At 47.9% G+C, this 16290-nt stretch carries 17 protein-coding genes and 1 pseudogene; 12 read left to right on the top strand and 6 right to left on the bottom strand.

The features are described 5' to 3' along the window. Positions 1–389: 389 nt before the first annotated feature. The 3 genes from METH5_RS0105540 to mutY are packed head-to-tail and all read left to right on the top strand — an operon-like array spanning position 390 to position 4949. Positions 390–1193 carry an undecaprenyl-diphosphate phosphatase gene (locus METH5_RS0105540; RefSeq protein WP_029147570.1) on the top strand — a complete coding sequence of 268 codons (804 nt, stop codon included), beginning with the start codon at positions 390–392 and terminating at the stop codon, positions 1191–1193. Between the two features lie 19 nt (positions 1194–1212). Then, positions 1213–3903: an AsmA family protein gene (locus METH5_RS0105535; protein ID WP_029147569.1), complete on the top strand. Its 2691-nt coding sequence runs from the start codon at positions 1213–1215 to the stop codon at positions 3901–3903. 2 nt (positions 3904–3905) lie between these two features. Beyond that, positions 3906–4949, top strand: a complete 1044-nt coding sequence (gene mutY / locus METH5_RS0105530) for an A/G-specific adenine glycosylase (RefSeq protein WP_029147568.1) — start codon at positions 3906–3908, stop codon at positions 4947–4949. 2 nt (positions 4950–4951) lie between these two features. On the opposite strand, the gene METH5_RS0105525 is transcribed toward mutY, so the two are convergent. Then, positions 4952–5434, bottom strand: coding sequence for a hypothetical protein (locus METH5_RS0105525; protein ID WP_029147567.1), 483 nt, complete (start codon positions 5432–5434; stop codon positions 4952–4954). Positions 5435–5804: 370 nt separating this feature from the next. Here METH5_RS0105525 and METH5_RS0105520 point away from each other — a divergent pair, with 370 nt between their 5' ends. Together METH5_RS0105520 and METH5_RS0105515 are read left to right on the top strand one after the other, a co-directional pair. Beyond that, positions 5805–7064, top strand: a complete 1260-nt coding sequence (locus tag METH5_RS0105520; RefSeq protein ID WP_029147566.1) for a porin — start codon at positions 5805–5807, stop codon at positions 7062–7064. Between the two features lie 103 nt (positions 7065–7167). Beyond that, positions 7168–7842 carry a DUF6445 family protein gene (locus METH5_RS0105515; protein ID WP_029147565.1) on the top strand — a complete coding sequence of 225 codons (675 nt, stop codon included), beginning with the start codon at positions 7168–7170 and terminating at the stop codon, positions 7840–7842. Position 7843: 1 nt separating this feature from the next. Here METH5_RS0105515 and METH5_RS15430 read toward each other — a convergent pair. Next, positions 7844–8035: pseudogene (locus METH5_RS15430) on the bottom strand (helix-turn-helix domain-containing protein); the annotation flags it as partial. Between the two features lie 92 nt (positions 8036–8127). On the opposite strand from METH5_RS15430, the gene METH5_RS0105505 reads away from it, so the two are divergent. Genes METH5_RS0105505 through METH5_RS0105490 form a run of 4 tightly spaced genes read left to right on the top strand, consistent with a single transcriptional unit; the run spans position 8128 to position 9145 of the window. Further along, positions 8128–8367, top strand: a complete 240-nt coding sequence (locus tag METH5_RS0105505) for a hypothetical protein (protein WP_029147564.1) — start codon at positions 8128–8130, stop codon at positions 8365–8367. Between the two features lie 4 nt (positions 8368–8371). Beyond that, entirely contained in the window at positions 8372–8683 is a 312-nt protein-coding gene (locus tag METH5_RS0105500; RefSeq protein WP_029147563.1) for a type II toxin-antitoxin system RelE/ParE family toxin, read from the top strand. A 38-nt stretch (positions 8684–8721) separates the two neighbouring features. Then, positions 8722–8943 (top strand): DUF4258 domain-containing protein, encoded by a 222-nt coding sequence (locus tag METH5_RS0105495; protein WP_255337185.1) that lies wholly within the window; start codon positions 8722–8724, stop codon positions 8941–8943. A gap of 1 nt (position 8944) precedes the next feature. After that, on the top strand, positions 8945–9145 hold the full coding sequence (locus tag METH5_RS0105490; protein WP_029147561.1) for a DUF2283 domain-containing protein: 201 nt from the start codon (positions 8945–8947) through the stop codon (positions 9143–9145). A gap of 95 nt (positions 9146–9240) precedes the next feature. Here the strand turns inward: METH5_RS0105490 and ntrC are convergent, their stop codons facing one another. The 4 genes from ntrC to glnA all read right to left on the bottom strand — a co-directional run bounded on the left by ntrC (position 9241) and on the right by glnA (position 13889). Beyond that, positions 9241–10632, bottom strand: a complete 1392-nt coding sequence (ntrC, locus tag METH5_RS0105485; protein ID WP_029147560.1) for a nitrogen regulation protein NR(I) — start codon at positions 10630–10632, stop codon at positions 9241–9243. A 19-nt stretch (positions 10633–10651) separates the two neighbouring features. Next, a complete protein-coding gene (glnL, locus tag METH5_RS0105480; protein WP_029147559.1) occupies positions 10652–11752 on the bottom strand; it encodes a nitrogen regulation protein NR(II) in 1101 nt (366 codons plus the stop codon). A 109-nt stretch (positions 11753–11861) separates the two neighbouring features. Then, complete coding sequence (locus METH5_RS0105475) at positions 11862–12353, bottom strand: DUF4124 domain-containing protein (RefSeq protein ID WP_029147558.1); 492 nt, start codon at positions 12351–12353, stop codon at positions 11862–11864. Between the two features lie 126 nt (positions 12354–12479). After that, positions 12480–13889 carry a type I glutamate--ammonia ligase gene (glnA, locus tag METH5_RS0105470; RefSeq protein ID WP_029147557.1) on the bottom strand — a complete coding sequence of 470 codons (1410 nt, stop codon included), beginning with the start codon at positions 13887–13889 and terminating at the stop codon, positions 12480–12482. A 352-nt stretch (positions 13890–14241) separates the two neighbouring features. Here glnA and METH5_RS0105465 point away from each other — a divergent pair, with 352 nt between their 5' ends. The 3 genes from METH5_RS0105465 to mtgA are packed head-to-tail and all read left to right on the top strand — an operon-like array spanning position 14242 to position 16242. Further along, positions 14242–14691, top strand: a complete 450-nt coding sequence (locus METH5_RS0105465) for a rhodanese-like domain-containing protein (RefSeq protein WP_029147556.1) — start codon at positions 14242–14244, stop codon at positions 14689–14691. A gap of 30 nt (positions 14692–14721) precedes the next feature. Next, entirely contained in the window at positions 14722–15546 is an 825-nt protein-coding gene (gene aroE / locus METH5_RS0105460) for a shikimate dehydrogenase (protein ID WP_029147555.1), read from the top strand. A gap of 9 nt (positions 15547–15555) precedes the next feature. Continuing rightward, a complete protein-coding gene (gene mtgA / locus METH5_RS0105455) occupies positions 15556–16242 on the top strand; it encodes a monofunctional biosynthetic peptidoglycan transglycosylase (RefSeq protein ID WP_029147554.1) in 687 nt (228 codons plus the stop codon). Positions 16243–16290: the final 48 nt, after the last annotated feature.

Genomic DNA, 16290 nt, shown 5'->3' with positions numbered 1-16290 from the left:
CACGCTGAGTAGCGGAGACGAAGTGGGGGCCTTCGGCCATCGGCTGTCCGAGTTCCGCGGTGGCTTGCGTTTTGTGCAAGCCGCTAGGGCGAGTTTCGATGGACGCCCACTTTGTTGAGCAACGCAAGGAAGCCGTAGGCCGTGATGGCTGGGTGCCCTCTTCTTTGGTTACTTTCTGAGGGGCAAGCATCAGAAAGTGACTCGCCGAGAGGCGAAAAAGAATCTGCCCAACAAGGAATAATTTTTCGTTGCAATGACGCTCAATAATTTTATCTATCCACTATGCCGAAGAACACTACATTTATGACCAAATCTTTCACGGTATGACTAATCCTGCTAATTTCCCCAACATCCCGCAAGTCCTTTGCAGTGTCTGCTAGAATACAACCATGGATATTTATTTGATGCTGAAGGCCGTGATCATGGGCCTGGTCGAAGGCGCGACCGAGTTTATTCCCGTTAGTAGTACAGGACATCTGATCATCACCGGGGAGTGGCTGGATTTTCTCTCTAAAGATAAACGTGATGTGTTTGAAATTATCATCCAGCTGGGCGCGATTCTGGCCGTGTGTGTGGAATACCGCCAGCGTCTCTGGCATACGGTGCAGCGTATTCAAACCGACACCAACGCGCAACACTTTGTGCGTAACTTGATCATCGCTTTCTTGCCTGCGGCTTTAATCGGCTTAGCATTTCATCATCAAATTAAAGAGCATTTGTTTTCATCATTCACCGTAGGTATTGCGCTGGTGGTTGGCGGTGTACTGATTTTACTGATTGAAAAATTTGCGCCTGAAGGCCAAACGCGCGAGGTTGACCAGATTTCTGCCAAGCAGGCGTTGCAGATTGGGTTTGCGCAGGCACTGGCATTGTTTCCTGGTATGTCACGTTCGGGGGCCACGATATTGGGCGGCATGTGTTTTGGTCTTAATCGTCAAACTGCCACCGAGTTTTCGTTCTTTTTGGCGCTGCCTATTATGTTTGCTGCGACCGGGCTGGATTTGTATCAGGCACATGATTTATTGTCTGTTGATGATGCGCTGGTGTTTTTAATTGGTTTTGTGGTTTCTTTCTTGTCTGCGCTGATGGTGATTCGTGCATTGATCCGCTTTGTGGCCCAGCATTCGTTTGTTGTGTTTGCCTGGTATCGCATTGTGTTTGGTATTTTAGTGTTGTTGTTTTTTGCACATTAATTTGTTTAGGGTGTGAATCATGAATCGTGCACTGTTTAAAAAAATCGCGCTTGTTATCGCTGCTGTGCTGGCAGTGTTGTTGCTATTGGTGGTTTATCTGGCAGTGACTTTTAACCCTAACGATTACAAACCAACCGTGATTCAACTGGTGAAAGACAAAAAACAGCGCACGCTGGATATCAAGGGTGACATCAAACTCAGTTTTTGGCCCAAGATTGGTGCCGATTTGGGCGAAATCACCTTGTCTGAGCATCAGTCTGACAAGCAGTTTGTCGCCATTAAGAGTGCCAAGGTGGCGCTGGCAGTGTTGCCCTTGCTTAAAAAAGAAATCGTGGTGGATACGGTTTACCTGGATGGTGCACAGGTCAATGTGATTCAGCATGCCGATGGCAGCTTTAACTTTGATGATTTGCTAAGCAAGGATGAATCAGAGTCTGAGCAGATTAATTTTGATGTGCAAGGCGTCAAAATCACCAACACACAAGCCAGCTTTAGCAATGAAGGTACTGGTGCTAAATATAGCGTAGACCAGTTTAACCTGACCACCGGCCAGGTGGCGTTGAAAAAGCCGTTTGATGTGGCGACTGACTTTCATCTGACTGCGAATCAACCAGCGGTGGATGCCAAAGCTGCGATTAAAGTGAACATCATGGCCGATCCGGAAGGCAAACATTTTGTGGTTAAGGGCCTGGATGCGCAATTAAAAGGCGCTCTGCTCGATGGTCAAAATGTGACGTTAACAGCGCAAGGCGCGATTGATGTTGATGCTGCAAAAACGGCACTGGATGTGTCTGGCTTGAAACTGGCGATGCAGGGTGATTTTAAAGGTGCGCAGCGTGAGATTAGCCTGCAGGCGCCAGCGCTGGCGGTTAATCCAAACTTGATTAGTAGTGACAAAGTATTGCTTTCGCTCAAGCAAAAAGATGCCAATGGCGATGTGAACCTGGCCGTGGTGTTGGCCGAGCTAAAAGGCAACCAGCAAGCGGTAGAAAGCAAAGGCTTGACGGCCGATGTGAGCGTGAATGCCGGTGCGCGCAAGGTAGAAGGCCACTTTGCTTCACCGGTGAAGGCGAATTTGGCCGATCTCATCTTTGATGTGCCAGCGCTGGCCGGTAAGTTTGATATTAAAGACCCGGCGTTGCCAAATGGCGCCATGCAGGGGCAGTTTAAGTTGGCAGCTAATGCTAATGTGAAGCAAGAGCAGGTTAAAACCACGTTTGATTTAAGTCTGGCCGAAACAAAGCTCAATGGCGATGTCAGTGTGGCTGGTTTCGGCACGCCGCATATTGGCTTTAAGCTGCATGCCGATACCTTGAATTTAAATGCGCTGCTTGGTCATACTGGCGGTAAAAAAGAAGCGACTGCCAGCAGCACTAAAGCGAGTAGCAAGTCAGACAAGCCTGCAGATTTGAGCGCTTTAAAAACCTTGTTTCTTGATGGCAGTATTAATGTTGGCAAAGTTTTATATAGCCCATATACCTTGAGTGGATTGAACGTTGGTATTAAGGCTGATGGCCAGAAGCTTGCCTTGCAAGGGCTGGATGTCAAATTGGACGACACGCGTATTCAAGGCAATGTGGGCGTGAGCCAGTTTAGCAAACCGTTGTATACGTTTGATCTCAATATCGACAAGTTGGATTTGAATCGTTACCTGCCGCAATCTACCGCCAGCGCCAGCGAAAACAAACCTGCCGAAAAAACCGCCAATCAGCCTGAGCAGCCGATAGATTTATCGGCTTTGAAAGCACTCAATGCGCAGGGCAATATCCGTGTGGGCTGGTTGAAATATGGTAAAACCGAAGCCAAAAACCTCAATATTGGTTTGAAAGCACAAGATGGCCTGGCCAGTCTCGACCCGCTCAATGTCGATGTTTATCAGGGCACGGTGCGTGGCGCCGTCAAGCTGGATGCGCGTGCCACGCCCGCAGTGGCGATTCAGCAAAATTTGCAAAATATCGCGGTGGGTCCATTGCTGGTCGATACCATTAATAATGACATGCTGTCAGGCAGCGGTAATGTGAGCCTGAATGTCACAGCGCAAGGTAATACGGTGACAGCGCTAAAAAAGTCACTGGGCGGCTCGGTTGATTTGCGTATGGCCGATGGCGCCGTCAAGGGCTTTGATTTGGCGGGGATAATCCGTGACGCCAAAAGCAAATTGAATGTGCTCAAGGGGCAGTCCAGTGCCGACGCCGATAACAGTAAAAAAACAGATTTTAGTGAGCTAACCGCGATTTTTAATATTAAAAATGGTGTCGCGCACAATGATGACTTAGCCATGAAAGCGCCTGTTTTTCGGTTGACCAAGGGTGAGAGCAAAGGTGATATTGATATCGGCAAAGAGCAAATTAACTATCTGGCTAAGCCAACGCTGGTGAATTCACTCAAGGGCCAGGGTGGTAAAGATGCCGAACAACTTGGCAGTTTAAGTATCCCGGTGAAAGTCACTGGCACGTTTGCAGCACCTAAATTTGGCGTTGATATGGCTGCCATGGGGCAGGCACTGGCGAAATCCGTGGCGCTGGATGCACTCACCGAAAAGCTGGGTGGTAGTAAGGCTGATGCTTTAAAAGGCTTGCTCAATGGTAAGTCATCCAGTGATAGCACGGCCGGCGATGCTGCCAAATCTGAGAGCGGGACGACAACAGAACCAGTCAAACCTGCAGACCAGCTCAAGCAAAAGGCTCTCAAAAAGCTGTTGAATTTTTAGCTGTGAGTGTGTTTGCCGAAAAACTGATTGCTTGGCAGCAGGTGCATGGTCGCCATGACTTGCCGTGGCAACAAACACGAGACCCTTATGCGGTGTGGGTGTCTGAAATCATGCTGCAACAAACGCAGGTTTCGGCGGTGATTGGCTACTATGACCGCTTTATGCAGCGGTTTCCTACTATTGCCAGCCTCGCCGAGGCCGAGCAAGACGAGGTGATGCGTCATTGGAGTGGTTTAGGCTATTACTCCCGCGCACGCAATTTGCATCATGCTGCGCAAACCATCATGCGTGAGCATGGGGGTGTTTTTCCAACAGATTTCGATGTGATCCAAACGCTCAAAGGCATTGGCCGCTCAACGGCTGCTGCAATTAGCGTATTCGCTTTTAATCAACGGCAGACTATTTTAGACGGCAATGTCAAACGCGTACTGGCCAGGCTTTATGCAGTTGATGGTTGGCCAGGGTTGCCTGAGGTTGAAAAAAAACTTTGGCAGCTTGCTGAAACATTGTTACCCGCTCAGGGGCTGCCAGCTTATGTGCAAGGATTAATGGATTTTGGCGCGACCTTGTGCACGCGCAGCAAGCCGCGCTGTGATGGCTGCCCCATGCAAGATCACTGTCAGGCTTATCAGCAGCAGCGCGTGGCGCAATTGCCAGTTGCCAAACCTCGTAAGGCGCTGCCCGAAAAACAGGTCACGATGTTGATGATTTTGGATGCGGGTGAAATTTTGCTGGAAAGACGACCTAATCAGGGCATCTGGGGGGGGTTGTGGAGTTTACCTGAGCTATCCTCAACACAAATTGCCGTCCCACATGTGCAGCATCATTTAGGCTTGGCTACCGAGACGCTGGAAGTGCTGCCAGTGTTGTGGCATACCTTTACCCACTTTAAACTGGAAATCACGCCGCAACCATTGCAACTGACTGGGCGGCGACCTGTATTGCCGCCTCACATGCAGTGGTTGGCTATCCCTGATGCGATTTCGGCAGCGCTGCCAACACCGGTGCGCACCCTTATTAAAGCGCTCAAGCCACCTTACGTTTGAGTTTATAGGTGGGCGAGCCGAAACACGTGGCTCGCCAGTTCGGCCTGGTTATTTTTGAGGTGCTTTAAGAGTGACGGTGCGCTATCAGGTTTTACCAGCGCTTTGGTGTAGATCACCGGCAATTCAAAAATCGCTACCTCCCGCTCAACAATATTCAGGTTTGTGTGCGCTGAGCCTTGAATCACATCCAGCAGCTTGTCGTACACATTATCGGTCACGCGGGTATAAGGAAACAAAATCCAAAAGTCGGTGCCCTCTCTGCCAACCAGGTCTGAGCGCCTAAATGAGCGCTGCAAGTCGTGCGTCAAAGATGACAGTTGCCGCAATGCCTCTGGCGCGCCATAAGCCTCGCCCAAACTGTTGTCATCACCATAAGCAATTCTCACCAAGGCGATATTAAAGTCATCGGAATGTCTGATCAGCACTTGGCAAATCCAGTCTAATGTATCAATAAAACGACTACACAACTGAATGTCAGAAATCATGAGAAGCCTCGGTTAAAATTGAATATAAGGAATACAGGCCACAAAAAGACACTGCAAAACATGACTATGCTAGCAGAAACTTTTAGATAAATTTAGTTTGAACAGCCTCATAAAACCACTCCTTTTCATAACCTTGCAATTCGGCGAACTAGTCAGACTGTTGCAAATCTGCAACAAATCAAACTTGCGCTAAGCAATTTGACGTATTCACTTGCGCCAAAAGCACTGCATTTGCAAGAATTGCTCTGACCTTGTTGGAAATGCTTTAAGTGATTCCGCAGGAGTTCTGAAAGTTGAGCGTTTTGTGCGCTCAATCATTAAAAGCAATATCCTTACACAAGTTGTGAAAACAACATTTTTGGAGATTCGTATGAATACAAAATTGAACGTTGCAGTTGCAGCAGCTCTGTTCGCTGCAGCTACTGGCGCACAAGCTGGCATCACTATCCCAGCTGGCGACTGGACTTTGGACATCGGTGGCGTGGTTAACGCTTACTACACTCACACTAGCTTCAGTGGCGATAACGCTGCTGGTACAGGTCCTCTGGGTCTGGGCCGTGGTGATGCAGACAGCTCTGCTAACATTACTACAGGTTTGTTGCCAAACTACCTGAGCGTTTCAGGTAAAACACGTCAGAACGACTTGGATGTTGGTTTCACAATCAGCATTAACCCAGGCGCTTCTACTACAAACTCAGGTCGTCAAACATCACAACAAGAAAACCGTCAAGCATTCTTGACATTCGGTGATGCTTCTTGGGGTTCTGTTAAACTGGGTAAGGATCTGGGCATTTTCGCTTCAGACGCTATCTTGAATGACATGACACTGTTGGGCGTTGGTTCTGGTGCAGGTTCTTTGGCTGGTAACACAACAACATTGGGCCGTATCGGTACAGGTTTCATCTATGCTGACTGGAAATCTCAAGTTGCTTACACTTCACCAAACTGGAATGGTTTTCAATTCACAGCTGGTGTAACTCAAGCTTGGAATGCAGTTGGTGATGGTAGTGGTACAGCAGGTGCATTAGCAGCTTCTTCAAGCGCATTTAGCTCTACACGCGGTGGTTCTCAGACAGCGTTTGAAGGTAAAACTTCTTACGAGTGGACTGGTGATGTAGCTGGTAAAGTTTGGGCTTCTGCTATCAGCCAAAAAGTTGACAATCTGCAAGCATTCGACGGTGTTGGTACTACAGCAGTGTCTTTGGGTAGCGAGCGTGCGTACGCATGGGATATCGGTACTACAGTTAAAGTTGCTGACTTTGGCCTGACAGGTTACTACTACGACGGTAAAGGTATCGGCCAAACTCTGCAATTGAACGGTGGTTTTGATGCAACTGGTAAGCGTCGTGACTCTAAAGGTGGCTACGTACAAGGTACATACACTATTCCAGGTGTTGGTACTAAATTGGGTGCAAGCTGGGGCCAATCTAAACTGGACGGTAACTCTGCAGACGCATTTGACGAAATCAAAGACGAAATGTGGACAGTTGGTGCTTACCACCCTCTGACTAAGCATTTGAACCTGGTTGCTGAGTACTCTGATGTTAAACGTAAAGTTGACAACGCAGGTGCTGCTTCAGACGAAGCAAAAGCAAAAACCATCTCTCTGGGTGCTATCCTGTTCTTCTAGTTTAATTGCAGTTTAACTGCTTAAATTAAAAGTCAGAAAAAACGGCAACTTCGGTTGCCGTTTTTTTATCTATAAAGAGTTTATTGATAACGGTTAATTAATTATGAATTTGTATCCGGTTACCATCGTTGAGAATTTTTATGAAGATCCTGATGCGATACGCACCTTTGCTTTGAATCAGAAGTACCAATATCGACATCAATTGGGGAATGTTCCGTATGTTTTTCCAGGCGCGCGCACAAAAGATTTGTCGGTGATTAATAAACCTTTATTTGAAAACCTCAGCACTAAAATTATCTCATTGTTTCATAACTCTGAATTTGAGCGTATGCGTTGGGCAATCTCAACTAATTTTCAAAGTGTGAGTGAAGACTACGGCAGAGGGGTGATTCATACCGATGGTAACGCAGTATTTGCTGCTGTGTTGTATTTAAGCCCAGATGCCCCGCTGGACTCAGGGACTTCATTATTCAGGCCGAATAAAAGCTTTGATCAGAGTGCTTATGACAACGCATTGAAACAAAACGATAAACGTTTTGCAGATGGCACGGTAAAGATGGATACGGCTTATCACAGTATGTTTGATGAAATCGTACGTATTAATAATGTCTACAATACGTTGATTTTATATGAGGGTAGACATTTTCATGCGGCCAATCAATTCTTTGGCCAAACATTAAAAGACTCACGTCTGGCGCAAGTCTTTTTTGTCAGCAGTATTGATGCGCAAAAACATAGTTCATTTCCGCTATGGCGCAGTCAACAAGTACATATTTAAGTTAATCATCAATCCCGAGCTCCTGAATCTTACGCGTCAAGGTATTGCGGCCCATCCCTAATTGGTTGGCCGCTTCAATGCGGCGGCCATCGGTGTGTGCAAGGGCGCGCGTGATGAGCGTGCGCTCAAACTCTTTGGTTTTGGCATCCAGAATATTGGTTTCGCCACGGTTGAGCGCGTCCGAGACTTTCTCACATGCCCTTGATTTAATCTAGCTCGTCATTTAGACTTAATTTTTGGCAAAAATTGCCAATATTTTATGTGCTGATTGTAAGGAGTGATTGAATGACGACTATGAATATTTCATTACCTGACCAGTTAAAAAAATTTGTGGATGAGCGGGTTGCCAGCGCTGGTTATAGCACCTCAAGTGAGTATTTGCGTGAGTTAATTCGACGAGATCAAGACAGATTGTATTTGCGAGGCTTACTGTTGCTAGGTGCTGAGTCTGAGCTAACTGGTGAAGCAAATGATGCTTATTTTGATGGTTTGCGAGAATCTGTAGGCATTAAACAGCAAAGATAAAGCAATGAAAAAGCTGCTACGCAGAGCGCTTGCAGATCAGGATGTGGTAACAGCAACTGATTATTATCTGAGTCATGCACCAGAGTATATGCATCATTTTATTGATGCGTTACAGCAAGCTTATAAGCATATTCAATGTTATCCAGAATCTGGTTCTTTACGATATGCGCAGATTCTGGATTTGCCTGGGTTGCGTGTTTGGAAATGTCAGAGTTATCCGTATTTAATTTTTTACCTTGACCAAGAAACACACATCGAAATTTGGCGGGTGTTACACGATAAGCGTGATATACCAGCAACTCTGCTAGGTGATTAGTCGTCTATCCCAAGCTCTCGAATCTTACGCGTTAGCGTATTACGCCCCATGCTAGGGAGCGTATGTTACAGCGTCGGATTTCTGAATCATTGATTCTAGATTTAATAGAAACTGGCGAAATACGTAAAAAAGATGAGGTGCGTTTATGGATTTTTAAATCTTACAATGACAGAAATGATAATTTGTTGTGTGTTGCTGTTGTAGTTGAGGCATATTTAGTGGTTAAAACAGTGATGCATCATTTTGAATTGGAGCAGTGAGATGAGAACTACCTATTACCCAGAAGATGACATTTTGAAAATGGTATTTAATGATCAACCGATTTTGCGTGAAACATCGCAAGATTGGAATGTAAATGTGAGTTATGGTGCAGATGGTAGTATTGTTGAAATGGTCATTTTAGATGCAGTAGCTTCAGGTTTAATTCCATTTCATAGTGGAGACTCACTAAAGGCGTCCTAGTAAGATTACAGCATGGCATGCTTTACATCATTTACAATGAAGCTCAGTCGTTTCAGAATAAACGGCAACTTTTGTTGCCGTTTATTTAAAAGACATTAATCATCTATCCCTAATTCCTGAATCTTACGCGTCAGCGTGTTGCGGCCCATGCCTAATTGATTAGCCGCTTCAATACGGCGGCCATCGGTGTGTGCAAGGGCGCGCGTGATGAGCGTGCGTTCAAACTCTTTGGTTTTGGCATCCAGAATATTGGTTTCGCCACGGTTGAGCGCATCGGTGACTTCTTGCGCTAAGGCTTCTTGCCATGAGCCACCGGTATTATGTTTGCCGGTATCTTCTTTTAGCTCTGGCGGCAGGTCGTTCACATCCACATTTTGGCCAGGCGCCATCACGGTGAGCCAATGACAGACGTTTTCCAGCTGGCGGACGTTACCACTCCAATTTACCGACATCAGGTATTTGACGGCGGCCTGGGAGAGTTGCTTGGGCTCTACACCTAACTGCTGAGCGCTGTGAGCCAAAAAGTGCTTGGTCAGCAGGGGGATGTCTTCTCTGCGCTCGCGCAAGGGTGGCAGGCGCAAGCGAATCACATTTAAGCGGTGAAACAAGTCTTCACGGAACAGACCTTGCTTCACACGTTCTTCGAGGTCCTGGTGCGTCGCTGCGATTACGCGTACGTTGACTTTAATTGGCTGGTGGCCGCCGACGCGGTAAAACTGGCCATCAGATAACACACGTAGTAAGCGTGTTTGTAAGTCTGCAGGCATGTCGCCAATTTCATCCAGGAATAAAGTGCCGTTGTCGGCTTGTTCAAAGCGCCCTCTCCTCGCAGCGGCTGCGCCGGTAAAGGCGCCACGTTCGTGGCCAAACAATTCAGATTCTAATAAATCTTTAGGAATAGCTGCGGTGTTAATGGCAATAAATGGCTTGTCTGCACGCGGGCTATGTCTGTGCAATGCGCTGGCGACCAGCTCTTTGCCACTACCTGACTCGCCATTGATGAGCACTGTTGAATGCGAGCGGCTGAGACGGCCAATCGCACGAAAAACCTCTTGCATGGCAGGTGCCTGACCAATAATTTCTGGTGACGGGCCTGACTCTTCAACGGCTTCTACCGATTGGCGCATGCTTTCTTCAACCGCGCGTTTGATGATCTCAATCGCCTGATCGACATCAAACGGTTTAGCCAGGTACTCAAAAGCGCCGCCCTGAAAAGCGGCTACGGCGCTTTCAAGATCAGAGTAAGCTGTCATGATAATGACGGGGATGTCTGGAAAACGTTGTTTGACCTCTGACAGAAAATCGAGCCCTGAACCGTTAGGCATGCGAATATCGCTGACGATGACTTGCGGTTGCTCGCGGTTTAATGCATTGAGGGCTTCGGCAGGTGACGAGAATGTTTTGAAATCAAAGTCAGTGCGTGCCAGTGCCTTTTCAAACACCCAGCGGATGGATTTGTCGTCGTCTAAGATCCAGATTGGCTTCATAGCTATTTCTCGTAAATTATTATGCTGATGATTTTAATTGCGTACTCTCGATGGGTAGCAATATATGAAAAATGGTTTTACCTGGCTGTGAATCGCAATCTATCATGCCATGGTGTTGTGTAATAAAGGTTTGTGCCAGCGCAAGCCCCAAGCCTGTGCCGCCTTCGCGGCCAGAGACCAGCGGGTAAAAAATACGCTCTTTAATACCTGCCGGAATGCCAGGGCCGTTATCAATAATCTCCAGATGGATACCAACCCGGTAGCGTTTTCTGGCCAGTGTAATTTGCCGCTCGGCCCGGGTGCGAAAGGTAATGCTCGCACTCTCTGTCTGATTTTGCTGCATGGCCTGTGCCGCGTTACGCGCTATGTTGAGCACGGCCTGAATCAACTTTTCGCGGTCACCAATGAGCTCTGGCAGGCTGGTGTCGTAATCTCGAATGACGCGAATATGATTGGGTGACTCCGCCAATAACAAGCTGCGCACGCGCTCTAGTACCTCGTGAATGTTAGTCGGCTCGTATTTAGGCACGCGGTGCGGTGCCAGCAACCTGTCCATCAAGCTGTGCAAGCGATCAGCTTCTTTAATGATGACTTGGGTGTATTCTTTCAGGCTTGGTTGCGGTAGCTCAAACTCAAGCAATTGGGCTGCGCCACGCAAACCGCCTAAGGGGTTACGGATTTCATGGGCCAGGTTGCGTAATAGCTCAGAGTTGGCTTGTTGCTGAATCAGCATGCGCTCTTCACGCGCGATACGTAACTGCTGATCCATCTGTACAAACTCCAGAATCAGCATGTCTTCTGGCGCTTGGTTAAATGTGGTCGAAATCGGTGTCACCGTGCAGGTCACGGCCGTAGTATGGCCACGTTGTGTGGTCAGTATGAACTCATGCTCACGATAAGGGCTTTGCGTTTGAATGGCATTGGTGACTGCCATTTGTAAAATCTCGCAATTCACGAACACATCATGAATATGTACGCCGTGGATTTGGTTGGCGCTGAACGCGAACAGAATCTCTGCGCTCGAGTTGGCATAGGTCACTTCCAGTTGGTTATTGAGCAGAATCACTGCGGTGGCAATGTGCTCTAAACCGCTAAACCCGGTGGGAGATTTTTGAACCATATCCTAAGCTTGTTAAAAAGAGTGAATCACGCCCTGTTTTAAAGCAAAAGCCAAGCCAGTTCTAACTTGGTTGCCAAAAATGGTTTAAAGCATTCCCAAAATGGTGCGTTTAAAGATTGAGTTCTTTGTTGAGTAGTTCAATGTTGCGCTCATGCGCCTGAATTTCAGCTTCGATTAAATGCAGTTTTTCATCATATTTGGCGACGTTTCTAAACGTTTTACCGTTGGCACCTTTATAGACCTCAGGGGTGTTTTGTGCGTCTTCATATAACTGTTTAGCGTTCTCAAGTGCTTGTTTTTCTTGAGATAATTCACTCATTAGCAATTCACGTCGCTTTTGGTCGCGCTGGTTCTGTGTCTGGTTATCCACTTTAGGAAAGTTAGCCGGAGAAGGTGTTTTTGCGCTGGATCTTTTTTCACGCGCAACGGGCGGTGGCTCTGCAGATTTAGGGCCGCTGATCACCAACTCAGACTTGCTATTACCTTCTGGCTTTATGTTGGTGTAGGTAGTCACACCATTGCTGTCGGTATATTTATAAATATCCGCCAGAGCGTTGTTTGAGACCAGTACAAAAGCAACAATGTAAAAAAGTCTTTTCATGGCAATAGTTTAGAGTAGATTGTTGAGGTTATCAACGTGTGTTTGCGGCAAAAGGTTGACGATGCCAAGTGGGCATAAAAAAACAGGGCAGCCTGAGCTGCCCTGTTTTGGTGCGTTCTCTTGCGATTAGCAGGAGTAGTACAAACCAAACTCAACAGGGTGTGGTGTTTGACGCAATTTAGTGACTTCTTCCATTTTCAATGCGATATAAGCATCAATCCAGTCATCTGAGAAAACGCCACCGCGGGTCAAGAACTCGCGGTCTTTGTCCAGATACTCAAGCGCTTGCTCTAATGATGAACACACGGTTGGGATCAATGCATCTTCTTCTGGAGGCAGATGGTACAAGTCTTTAGTGGCTGGTTCACCTGGGTGAATTTTGTTTTGAACGCCATCAAGACCGGCCATCAGCAAGGCGGAGAACGCTAGGTAAGGGTTGGCAATCGGGTCTGGAAAACGCGCTTCAACACGGCGTGCTTTATCTGAGTGCACAAACGGAATACGAATAGCAGCAGAACGGTTTTTGGCAGAGTAAGCCAGTTTTACCGGTGCTTCGTAATGTGGCACCAGGCGCTTGTATGAGTTAGTGCCTGGGTTGGTGATCGCGTTTAATGCGCGTGCATGCTTGATGATACCGCCGATGTAGTACAGGGCGAAATCGCTCAGGCCAGCATAGCCGTTGCCAGCAAACAGGTTTTTGCCATCTTTCCATACAGATTGGTGCACGTGCATACCAGAACCGTTATCGCCAAACATTGGTTTAGGCATAAAGGTGGCTGTTTTGCCGTAAGCATGGGCTGTATTTGTGACAACGTATTTCAGGATTTGCGTCCAGTCAGCACGTTGTACCAATGTTGCAAATTTGGTACCAATTTCACATTGACCGGCAGTTGCCACTTCATGGTGATGCACTTCAACTGGTACGCCCAGCTCTTCCAGGGTAATCACCATGGCAGAACGGATGTCGTGCAATGAATCGACTGGAGGTACTGGGAAGTAGCCACCTTTAACACCTGGACGATGGCCTGTGTTGCCGCCTTCGAATTTTTCACCTGATGACCAAGCGGCTTCTTCGGAGTTAATTTTAACGAAACTACCACCCATGGTGGCATCCCATTGCACGCTGTCAAAAATGAAGAACTCTGGTTCTGGACCAAAGTACGCTGTGTCGCCCAGGCCGCTAGACTTCAAGTAAGCTTCTGCGCGCTTGGCCAGGCTACGTGGGTCACGGTCATAGCCTTTACCATCTGTAGGATCCACAACATCACAGGTGAGGACTAATGTTGGCTCGTCAAAAAATGGGTCAATGAATGCACTGCTTGCATCAGGCATCAGTTGCATGTCAGACGCCTGAATGCCTTTCCAGCCTGCGATAGATGAGCCGTCAAACGCATGGCCTTCAGTAAATTTATCTTCGTCGAAGTGAGACACTGGCACGGTCACGTGCTGCTCTTTACCTCTGGTGTCGGTAAAACGGAAATCAACAAATTTGATGTCGTTTTCCGCAACCAATTTCATTACATTAGCAACAGACATTACATTCTCCTCAATGATCAAGCTCAAACAGTGATTCAAGTTACGCACGTCAAAAAGGGATATGTTGCGGATGTCCCAGAACGTGCGCAAGGTAAAAACGATGGATTATTTGAATTCAGTTGAATGACTGAATCCACTAAAACTCAATGTGTAATATTAGCAGGAAGCATGCCACCCCAAAATAACCATTTTGCATGCTTATGGGGTATCTTACATAAAATTGTAAAATCGACATGCACTTTTAAGGTGCGACGCAACAAATTGTGCACCAATATGATGCATTGTGATTTTGGTCAGCTTTCGCAGGTATACTCGCCCTGTCAATACAGGTGATTAAGAGCGAAGGTGTGATTTGAACAGCGTCGAAAATATTTTAAATTTAGCGCATACGCGCGCCGCACAAACCGGATTGTCTTATGCCGGTGCCGTGACGCCGCAAGAGGCCTATGCGTTGATTAGCCAGGATAGTGATGCGGTACTAGTGGATGTGCGTTCGCGCGCAGAGTTAGAGCTGGTAGGGCGTGTGCCGCAAGCGACAGCGATAGAATGGGCATTTTACCCCGGCATGGTGGCCAATGCCGAATTTGCCGCGCAATTGCAGGCGCAAGTTGATAAATCACGCACGGTGGTTTTTATGTGCCGCACCGGCGGGCGCAGCCACAATGCAGCCTTGTTGGCGCAGCAGTTGGGTTATAGCCATGCTTACAACATGATTGAAGGCTTTGAAGGCGAGGCGAACCAGCTTAAGCAGCGGACGCTGATTAACGGCTGGAAGCATGCTGGATTGCCTTGGACTAACTAACCAATTAGACGAATTGAAGTTTCGCCGCGTATGACCGCAAAAAAATATGCAGTGATTGGTCATCCAATCGAACATAGTAAATCGCCACTGATTCATCAGGCGTTTGCCCAGCAGTTTAATCTATCTATTGTGTATGAAAAGGTGCTGGCGCCGCTGGATGGCTTTATGGCCACGGTTAAGCGCTTGCAGGCTGAAGGATTTCTAGGCGCAAATGTAACGGTGCCGTTTAAATTTGAAGCGTTTGATGCCAGCCAGGCCTTGTCCGCCCGTGCGCAGGCAGCGGGCGCGGTGAACACCTTAAGTTTTCAATCTTCGCAGCTGGTGGGTGACAACACGGATGGTTGCGGCCTGGTCAATGATATTCTCAAGCATCAGCATACCGCGTTGGCCGGGAAAAAAGTTTTATTGCTGGGCGCTGGCGGTGCCGCACAAGGGGTGATGCTGCCTTTGCTCGAGCAACAGCCGTTACAGCTGACGGTTGCCAATCGTAGCCTGGATAAGGCGCAAGCCATGGCGGACAGGTTTGCCGCAGACGCCGAGCGTAGCCGGACAGTATTGCAGGTGCACACATTTGCGGATTTATCTCAAACGTATGATGTGGTGATTAATGCGACATCGGCCGGATTAACCGAGAGTAAGCTCGCTATCCCGGCTGTGGTGTTTAAGCCCGGCATGCTGGCCTATGACATGATGTATGGCCGCGAAACGCCGTTTATGCAGCAGGCGCGCGCCGCAGGGGCGCAAGTGGCAGATGGTTTGGGTATGCTGGTAGAGCAAGCCGCCGAAGCATTTTCTCTCTGGCATGGTGTGCGCCCCGAAACGGCACCAGTCATCCAGTCTTTTCGTCAGTCCTAGATTTTTGCCATGAAACAAGCCATTAAGCTTTTTTTTGGCCTCTTGCTGCTGTGGGTCTGCTTGTATCAGCTGTGGGTGTTATTGCACATTTTGTGGTGGGTAGAGCATAACCCTGAGTCGACCGCTTTTATGGCAGCCCGGCTGGAAGTGATGCAAGAAAGCCACCCCGATGCCAAGCTGCAACAGCAGTGGGTGCCGTATGCGCGTATCAGCAGCCATTTAAAGCGCGCCGTGATTGCCGCCGAAGACAGCAAGTTTGTGGACCACCAGGGGTTTGACTGGGTGGGCATAGAAACCGCGTTTGAAAAAAACCTCAAAAAGGGCAAAATTGTGGCGGGCGGCTCTACCATCAGCCAGCAGTTGGCCAAGAATTTATTTTTATCCGGGCATCGTACGCCATGGCGTAAAGCGCAAGAGGCGGTGATTACGTTTATGCTGGAAAAACTACTCAGCAAGCGCCGTATTTTGGAAATTTATCTCAATGTAATCGAATGGGGCGATGGTGTGTTTGGCGCCGAAGCCGCTGCCCGCCATTACTTTCATGGCAATGCCAGGTCACTAGGGCCTGCGCAGGCGGCCAGGCTGGCGGCCATGATTCCTAATCCACGCTTTTATGATGTGCATCGCAGTACGCGCTATTTGAATCGCCACGCGGCCACCATACAGGCGCGCATGCGATTAGTGAAAATACCCTGATTTTAAGGGCTTGTTTCGGTGATTAAACTCACACGCCGCCACATACAA

This window comes from Methylophilus sp. 5 (assembly GCF_000515275.1).
In the GTDB taxonomy this organism is placed as follows: Bacteria; Pseudomonadota; Gammaproteobacteria; order Burkholderiales; family Methylophilaceae; genus Methylophilus.
This window is presented reverse-complemented; position numbering and strand designations above follow the sequence as displayed.

Bases quoted from the DNA above. Each gene is read 5' to 3' on its own strand.
- METH5_RS0105500 (WP_029147563.1), top strand. From the start codon at position 8,372: ATGAAAAAGCTGCTACGCAGAGCGCTTGCAGATCAGGATGTGGTAACA.
- METH5_RS0105515 (WP_029147565.1), top strand. From the start codon at position 7,168: ATGAATTTGTATCCGGTTACCATCGTTGAGAATTTTTATGAAGATCCT.
- METH5_RS0105525 (WP_029147567.1), bottom strand. From the start codon at position 5,434: ATGATTTCTGACATTCAGTTGTGTAGTCGTTTTATTGATACATTAGAC.
- mtgA (WP_029147554.1), top strand. From the start codon at position 15,556: ATGAAACAAGCCATTAAGCTTTTTTTTGGCCTCTTGCTGCTGTGGGTC.
- ntrC (WP_029147560.1), bottom strand. From the start codon at position 10,632: ATGAAGCCAATCTGGATCTTAGACGACGACAAATCCATCCGCTGGGTG.
- METH5_RS0105540 (WP_029147570.1), top strand. From the start codon at position 390: ATGGATATTTATTTGATGCTGAAGGCCGTGATCATGGGCCTGGTCGAA.
- glnL (WP_029147559.1), bottom strand. From the start codon at position 11,752: ATGGTTCAAAAATCTCCCACCGGGTTTAGCGGTTTAGAGCACATTGCC.
- aroE (WP_029147555.1), top strand. From the start codon at position 14,722: ATGACCGCAAAAAAATATGCAGTGATTGGTCATCCAATCGAACATAGT.
- METH5_RS0105505 (WP_029147564.1), top strand. From the start codon at position 8,128: ATGACGACTATGAATATTTCATTACCTGACCAGTTAAAAAAATTTGTG.
- METH5_RS0105475 (WP_029147558.1), bottom strand. From the start codon at position 12,353: ATGAAAAGACTTTTTTACATTGTTGCTTTTGTACTGGTCTCAAACAAC.
- METH5_RS0105535 (WP_029147569.1), top strand. From the start codon at position 1,213: ATGAATCGTGCACTGTTTAAAAAAATCGCGCTTGTTATCGCTGCTGTG.
- METH5_RS0105520 (WP_029147566.1), top strand. From the start codon at position 5,805: ATGAATACAAAATTGAACGTTGCAGTTGCAGCAGCTCTGTTCGCTGCA.
- METH5_RS0105490 (WP_029147561.1), top strand. From the start codon at position 8,945: ATGAGAACTACCTATTACCCAGAAGATGACATTTTGAAAATGGTATTT.
- glnA (WP_029147557.1), bottom strand. From the start codon at position 13,889: ATGTCTGTTGCTAATGTAATGAAATTGGTTGCGGAAAACGACATCAAA.